Origin of the sequence: Pseudomonas sp. TAE6080 (genome assembly GCF_018732265.1) — a bacterium.
GTDB lineage: Bacteria > Pseudomonadota > Gammaproteobacteria > Pseudomonadales > Pseudomonadaceae > Aquipseudomonas > Aquipseudomonas brenneri.
Window position 1 is genome coordinate 1 of sequence record NZ_JAHIDY010000086.1, and the last position, 5,935, is coordinate 5,935.

Consider the following 5,935-nt stretch of genomic DNA (forward strand, 5'->3'; position numbering starts at 1 on the left):
GATCTTTGCCCTCCCATCCTGCAGGACGTTGGGGCAGTGTTCGTCCCGTATTCCCCTGCCATTATTGCTCATGCCCTGGCGAACCCCACGGCAAGTGAGCGTGGCAACTATTTCTATCCGCCAGCCGTGTATCAAAAACTCGGCTATGAGGTTCCTTGATGCAGATTTCTGATTTCCCTGGTCTCTATCAGGCCGCCGATGAGCTGTCGGGTTCCGCTCAGAAGCATTTTCTTGCCGCGCTGCTCACTAACCTGGCGCTGTTGGTGGTGGCCGCAGTCGTCTCGGTTATCAATTATCCTCACTGGGGTGCAGCGGCCCTGCAGGCGGCTCTTTTAGCCGGCGCATTAGCCAGCTCTGTGTATTTGGCGACACAGCGGCCTGAGCGGCTTTGGTATTCGGGGCGTGCCGTCGCCGAATCAATCAAAACCATGGTGTGGCGCTACGTGTCCCGCGCAGAGCCTTTTCATGAAAGCGACGAGGCGGCCAAGAAGCATTTGCTGGCAAAGCTTACGCAAGTGGTTGAGCAAAACCCAGGCGTGTCGAACAAGCTGCTCACGCATCTGCCGGCCCAGCAAATTACGTACAAGATGAAGCTGATGAGGGCCGGTGATTTCGAAACCCGGCGCGATACGTACATCGAATCCCGGATCAACGACCAACTGGGATGGTATTCACGTAAAGCTAACTTCAACGCCCAGGCCGCCAAGTATTTCTTCATTACATTGATCGCCGTTAACGCCATCGCTTTTGGATGTGCGCTGATCAAGATCGCCAACGTGGAATACCAATACTTTCCGACTGACGTGCTGATCGCTGTTGCAGCAAGTATTCTGACGTGGATGCAGGCAAAACGCTTCACTGAGCTATCGGCGTCTTACGCACTGACTGCGCATGAGATTACGCTTATACGTGAACAGGCCGATGAGCTGAAAAAAGATGAGCATTTGTCGACATTTGTAGGTGACGCTGAGAACGCATTTTCTCGTGAGCACACTCAGTGGGAGGCAAGGAAGGACAACTGACAGCGCCTCGCGTGCGAACGACTACTGGCAGGAGTAGGGCGCTAGTTTCAGAAGCTAAACACCTTCCTGCCGGCAGCTTATTTAAGCTCGTCGGAGAGCTTCGACCAGGGTACGGTTTTGATCTTGTGTTCCGATACCCATTTAGGCTCAGCTGCGCCGAACTGCTTACCGGAATGCACAGCTACAACCTTCTTGCCAAGCTCTAGGCTCTTTTCTACCTCCCATTTCACCCACTTGCTCTGGGCAGTGTCCTTGGAAATGAAGACCACAGTGATAGATGAGCGGTTGATGCGCTCGGCGATCTTGCGCTTGATGTACTCCGCCTGCTCACTGTCGTAGGGTTCGCGGACTGAATGATCATTGAACTCGATGTCATTGTTATCGTTTTTTGCCTGTCCCCTGAGCAGATTGACCTCAGCCATGTCCTCAGTGGCAAAACTGATGAACACGTTGCGCTTGCCCTCATTTAGAGCAGCCTTGGCTTTTTGCTCCAGTGACCTGACATCACCGAGTCGGCTCCATCCACCTGTGCTGCTACCGCCCATCATTGGCACCCTCAAATTTGAATTCGTTGCAGGCGATACAGTTGCCGCACGGCTGTTCTTCACCCAGGTGGCACGAGTAGGTCTGAGAGATGCCTTTCTCGGCTGCCAGCGTCACGACGTCAGGTTTGGTGAACGATGAGAGCGGTGCAAGCACCTTGATATTCCGGCCCATGCATAGAGTTATCATGCGCTCAGCCTCCTCGAGGAATCCGGAGGTCTGATCAGGAAAAAGGCTGGTGCTTTCGTGAAGCAATCCGATGGAGATCGCATCGGCGTTTTTCTGATGGGCGTAAGCGGCGGCGGTCAACAGAAAAAGCATGTTCCGGCCGGGAGTGAAGGCGTCGTCAATGATGTGCAAGGTCGGGTCGGTGAGTCCCGAGCGAATCAACCTGCCAAATCCCGACAGACCGGCAATTTCGGGCTCAGGAAGTCCAAGCTTCTGCATGGCCAGCTTGCAGGCTGCGAGCTCTCGGTCGCGGGCGCGTTGACCATAATCTACAAAGAGTGGAAATATCTGCAGGCCTTGCTCCTGTGCCAACTTGGCGACGAGCGTAGAGTCTAGGCCTCCGGAAACCAGTGTCACGATACTCATACTAAAACAGCCTCCTGCTTGCGATTTGCAACGCGCATAACGATCCATATGGCCCAATCCAAAAGACCAACCGGGCAATCCATTTCCCGGGCATGGTCACGAAGCCTGTCTTCATGCCTGCCATACTGATTCAATCCGGATATGGATACCTGAGTGCCTGAATATATCCCCTGAGCAGACATGTAATTGAGCACGTGCCGATCAAGGATTGCCAAGTCATAAGTAACCCCGCAATTGCGCAAAAACATACTGGCTTGCTTGGGCCCCATACCGGATGCATGGGCCACTAGCCACGCGCGTACATCACTGACGTCACCACTGATCAGCGCCTTGAGTGAGCCGCCAATGCTTGCTACGGCCGCCCACGTGGACGCTAAGTGACCGGCTTTTGCCCTGGGAAACCTGTAAGTGCGCATTTTGCCGTCGACAACGAGAGGGGTTCTGAGCACTTCAAACAATTTCTCGGCAAGGTGCTCGCTGTGTTGTTTGTTGTGATAAAGATAGCCACGTTCATCGATGGCATCGGCGGCTGCCATAGCGAGCGGGTAGGGGACCTGGCTACTGAGAATGCAGCAAGAAAGCTCCCACCATAGATGACGCTCGTCAGACACTGCGCCGGCTTCGATGCGTGTGCGAATATCTGGACAGACCGCAGCGACAGCTCTGCAGAGCGCTTCAGCGCTATAAGTGGTCATAGAAAAATTCCTGGGAATAGCGATCGAAGCTCGGCGCTTTTCATGCCGGTAACTCCCATGGCGAACGGTTCTTCGCGGCCTTTCGAATACATGTCACGCATGATTCGGCCAAACTCCGCATAATACTCTAGATTGTGGAACGCAACCTTGCCTGCGTAGCCTATGTTGTTGTTTGCCATCACCCTATCCATAAATTCACTTCGGATCCTTTTCGTTTTGAAAAAGTCGAAGTGTTGGAAGTGGTGAAGCCGCTCAAGCTCAGGATCTACCGCAAACCGACACCACTCAAGACCGTCGAACGTGTCCGCGCCAGCGGCCGCCAGTAGTGCAATGCTCCACGGGTTTCCAGTGCCCAGTAGATGAATGGGTTGATAATAGGGCAGCTTGTCCAGTTCATCCCTGATATGTCTGACAGTCAATGCACGCTGCGCAAGGCCCGCACCCAGTTCCCTTTCCGGAATGGCGATGATAGGCGGTTGCAGGTGCTCGGATATCGCCCTGACGATCCGAGGAAGTCTTTCGAGCCCCTTAGGGGTCTGCTTGACGTGAATGATGGGTAGCACCGGAGCAGAGGTGTGCTTGGCGTCGCGCTCCACTGCTTTTATGACCTGCCTGACCGCCACTTCGAATTTGTCACTGGGGGTCATGTTGTCAAAACAGAACGCCCAATCGTGTGGCGTATCGGTTAGCGCGCGCTTCAGGTTCGATGGCTTCCACTGTTTGTCATTCAGGCGGTAAGCCTCATAATTGCCCGAGTCGATGAGAACAAAACCGCCTAGGTCTCGATAGGTCGTTATTTCAGCAATCATCTTGTGTCGCGATTCAGAATTAACCAGGTCATAGGCAGAAACAAGAATCGAGCGCGTCGGATACACCGTTAATGCTTCCAACGCTTCTACGGGATCGAACTGTGTCTCGTGTGACGAAACAGACATGAAGACATTAGGAAGGGCAAGCGCACCGTCAGCTATCGTGGCTAACCGGACGGGCTTACCCTGAGGAGGTACAACGAGCCCGATTTTCTTCTGCAGCAACTGAAAGCATGAGTGATCTGCTTCGCCCTGCCATGACCGGAAATCAACACTGCTGAAGTGACCATATGGGTACGGCGGATCACTGTCATCCAAAATGAGAGGGACGACCTTCTTTTGATATTTTTCTGCCAAGCTCAACTCGCCAGTGATGGTGTGCTTGTGAGCAAATGAGGAATATAGAGCAACGACGCATTTCGCTTCTTTGAGATTTTCTGTAATCGCGACACTGAAGTCGCCAACTATCAAATCGTCTAGCCACACGCTCCAGGACGCGGAGAGGAGATCGCGAACCTTCAGCGCTGTCTTGCTATTTTCTTTGGCATATATGATATAGACGTCCGCCATGGATCGATCTGGCCTCAGCTGGTTACATTCCGTTGCATGACCCTGCGGGCGATGCCGATTATTGTTTTATCTTTCAGTGAGTGGCAGCGGCTTCGCCAGCAGCCCAGACTGCGAGGTACATTGCTGTCGTGAAGTCATCCGTTGTCTCTGTTGCAACGGTTAATACACTCGCGGCAGTAGTGCGCTCGTGGAGTGTGATGATCGGAATTGATCGGGCTCGGTCTTCTGCAATTCGTGCCAGGGACTCCACCGACAACTCATCATTTATTACCAAGGTCGCATCCGTATTCCAGCCAGCGTTTGCCACTTCAATCTGTGGACATGTCACATCAACACCCAGTTCGCGCAATGCAAACCGGGCTTCTTCCATCGTGTATCGCTGTCCTAGTGAATCAACACCACCTTCAAGACGAACCCTGCCACCTCTCCAAGATGAGATAGGCTGACGTTGCTTGAGGATGGATTCATCAAACTCGAACGCACGGGTATCGCAATAGACAGATACCGACCGTGACGCCAGATCTGCAGCTTGGTGAGGCGGCAGTTCGCCTTGCGCCCAATGAACCGCAAATACGGCAGTAAATATGTCACCTGTTCCGATTTTAAAAACACTGCTGGAACGATAAGCCGGTATGTGTGAAATCTTGCCTACACCCTCGTAAACTGAGGCGCCACGTGCACCTTGTTTGATCACGACAACCTGTGCGCGTTGTTTTTTCAGCAGGTGTTGCGCCGCTAAGTGCAACTCATCGATTCCAGTTATCTGGCGCACTTCCAGTTCATTCATTACTAGGGCCAATTCTCTGGCCGTCGACCCATTGGCTCCAAACGATGGCGGGTTATGCCAGGTTTGCGGGTCGTATACGGCCCGATTCGCCGTGACCACCGCATCTCCCTCAAGAAAGCCGAAGCGCAAAACGGCGTTCCCAGTCACCGATATCGAGTTTTCGCGGTTGATGGACGCGCGGGGTGGCTCAATATGGGGCGAAGAAAGGGGGTGGAAATACGCAAAGACTATTGGCGATGGCCTGGTAGCGGCATGCGTGATGATTCCCTGCGACTCCAGCGAAACCAATGCGGAGCGATCAGCGGGGGAGGCATAAGTGGAAAACTCGACACCCGAAGCCAGTGCGTTGGCGGCCAAGGCAGCGCGACCTCCAGAGCCCAGCGTAGAGTCCCAGAACGGTACATCACATAACTCGCGATATAGACCACCAACGATGTGCATTCCGTGCCCTCGGTCAGTCTTACGTCGGATCGGCAGCCAATGCATCGCTTCAGAGACTGAAGTTCAGATGATTTGCTCTTTAACGCATATCGCATCATGCCCTACAAAAAAAGCCTGAAAACCAGCAGCCACATAGTCGCTGCGCGGCGAACGACAACGATCGTCGATTGACACTTCGGTCGATCAAGCTCACGTCCTCGAGGCCCGATGATGCTGCACGAGTATAGGTGTCATGATGATATTATCGTCAAGCAGGGCGCCCCAAAAAACTTTGAGACTAAGCCAATCAACCATCGAACTCTATGAGCTCCTGGAGAGCGGCAACGGAACGGTTCAGTAATGAGCGCTGCCCCGAGTTGATTGTGCATGTCGAGCACCCAATGGGATGCTACGGAGATTTAAGCTTTTTCGAGCTTAAGAAAGGGATTATCGGTAGGTACGGCCGCAGCTTTGAACAATAGTGCTGGTTCTTCT

At 53.3% G+C, this 5,935-nt stretch carries 6 protein-coding genes; 1 reads left to right on the top strand and 5 read right to left on the bottom strand.

Features of this window, described 5'->3' with window-relative positions; all coding sequences use genetic code 11:
- The first annotated feature begins 158 nt into the window (after window positions 1–158).
- The gene (locus KL786_RS29140) at window positions 159–1,022 is read left to right on the top strand and encodes a DUF4231 domain-containing protein (RefSeq protein ID WP_020300931.1); all 864 of its coding nucleotides are present in this window, start codon (window positions 159–161) and stop codon (window positions 1,020–1,022) included.
- Window positions 1,023–1,099: 77 nt separating this feature from the next.
- Here KL786_RS29140 and KL786_RS29145 read toward each other — a convergent pair whose 3' ends face one another.
- The 5 genes from KL786_RS29145 to KL786_RS29165 form a co-directional block, all read right to left on the bottom strand.
- Window positions 1,100–1,567 carry a TIR domain-containing protein gene (locus KL786_RS29145; protein WP_032903651.1) on the bottom strand — a complete coding sequence of 156 codons (468 nt, stop codon included), beginning with the start codon at window positions 1,565–1,567 and terminating at the stop codon, window positions 1,100–1,102.
- Window positions 1,557–2,159 carry a 7-cyano-7-deazaguanine synthase gene (locus KL786_RS29150; RefSeq protein ID WP_020300929.1) on the bottom strand — a complete coding sequence of 201 codons (603 nt, stop codon included), beginning with the start codon at window positions 2,157–2,159 and terminating at the stop codon, window positions 1,557–1,559. Before KL786_RS29150 ends, KL786_RS29145 begins: the two co-directional genes overlap by 11 nt.
- Window positions 2,156–2,854, bottom strand: a complete 699-nt coding sequence (locus tag KL786_RS29155; protein ID WP_032903619.1) for an 8-oxoguanine DNA glycosylase — start codon at window positions 2,852–2,854, stop codon at window positions 2,156–2,158. Before KL786_RS29155 ends, KL786_RS29150 begins: the two co-directional genes overlap by 4 nt.
- Window positions 2,851–4,233: a toll/interleukin-1 receptor domain-containing protein gene (locus KL786_RS29160; protein ID WP_020300927.1), complete on the bottom strand. Its 1,383-nt coding sequence runs from the start codon at window positions 4,231–4,233 to the stop codon at window positions 2,851–2,853. The genes KL786_RS29155 and KL786_RS29160 overlap by 4 nt, the downstream gene beginning before the upstream one ends.
- 73 nt (window positions 4,234–4,306) lie before the next feature.
- Window positions 4,307–5,461, bottom strand: coding sequence for a carbohydrate kinase family protein (locus KL786_RS29165; protein ID WP_020300926.1), 1,155 nt, complete (start codon window positions 5,459–5,461; stop codon window positions 4,307–4,309).
- Window positions 5,462–5,935: the final 474 nt, after the last annotated feature.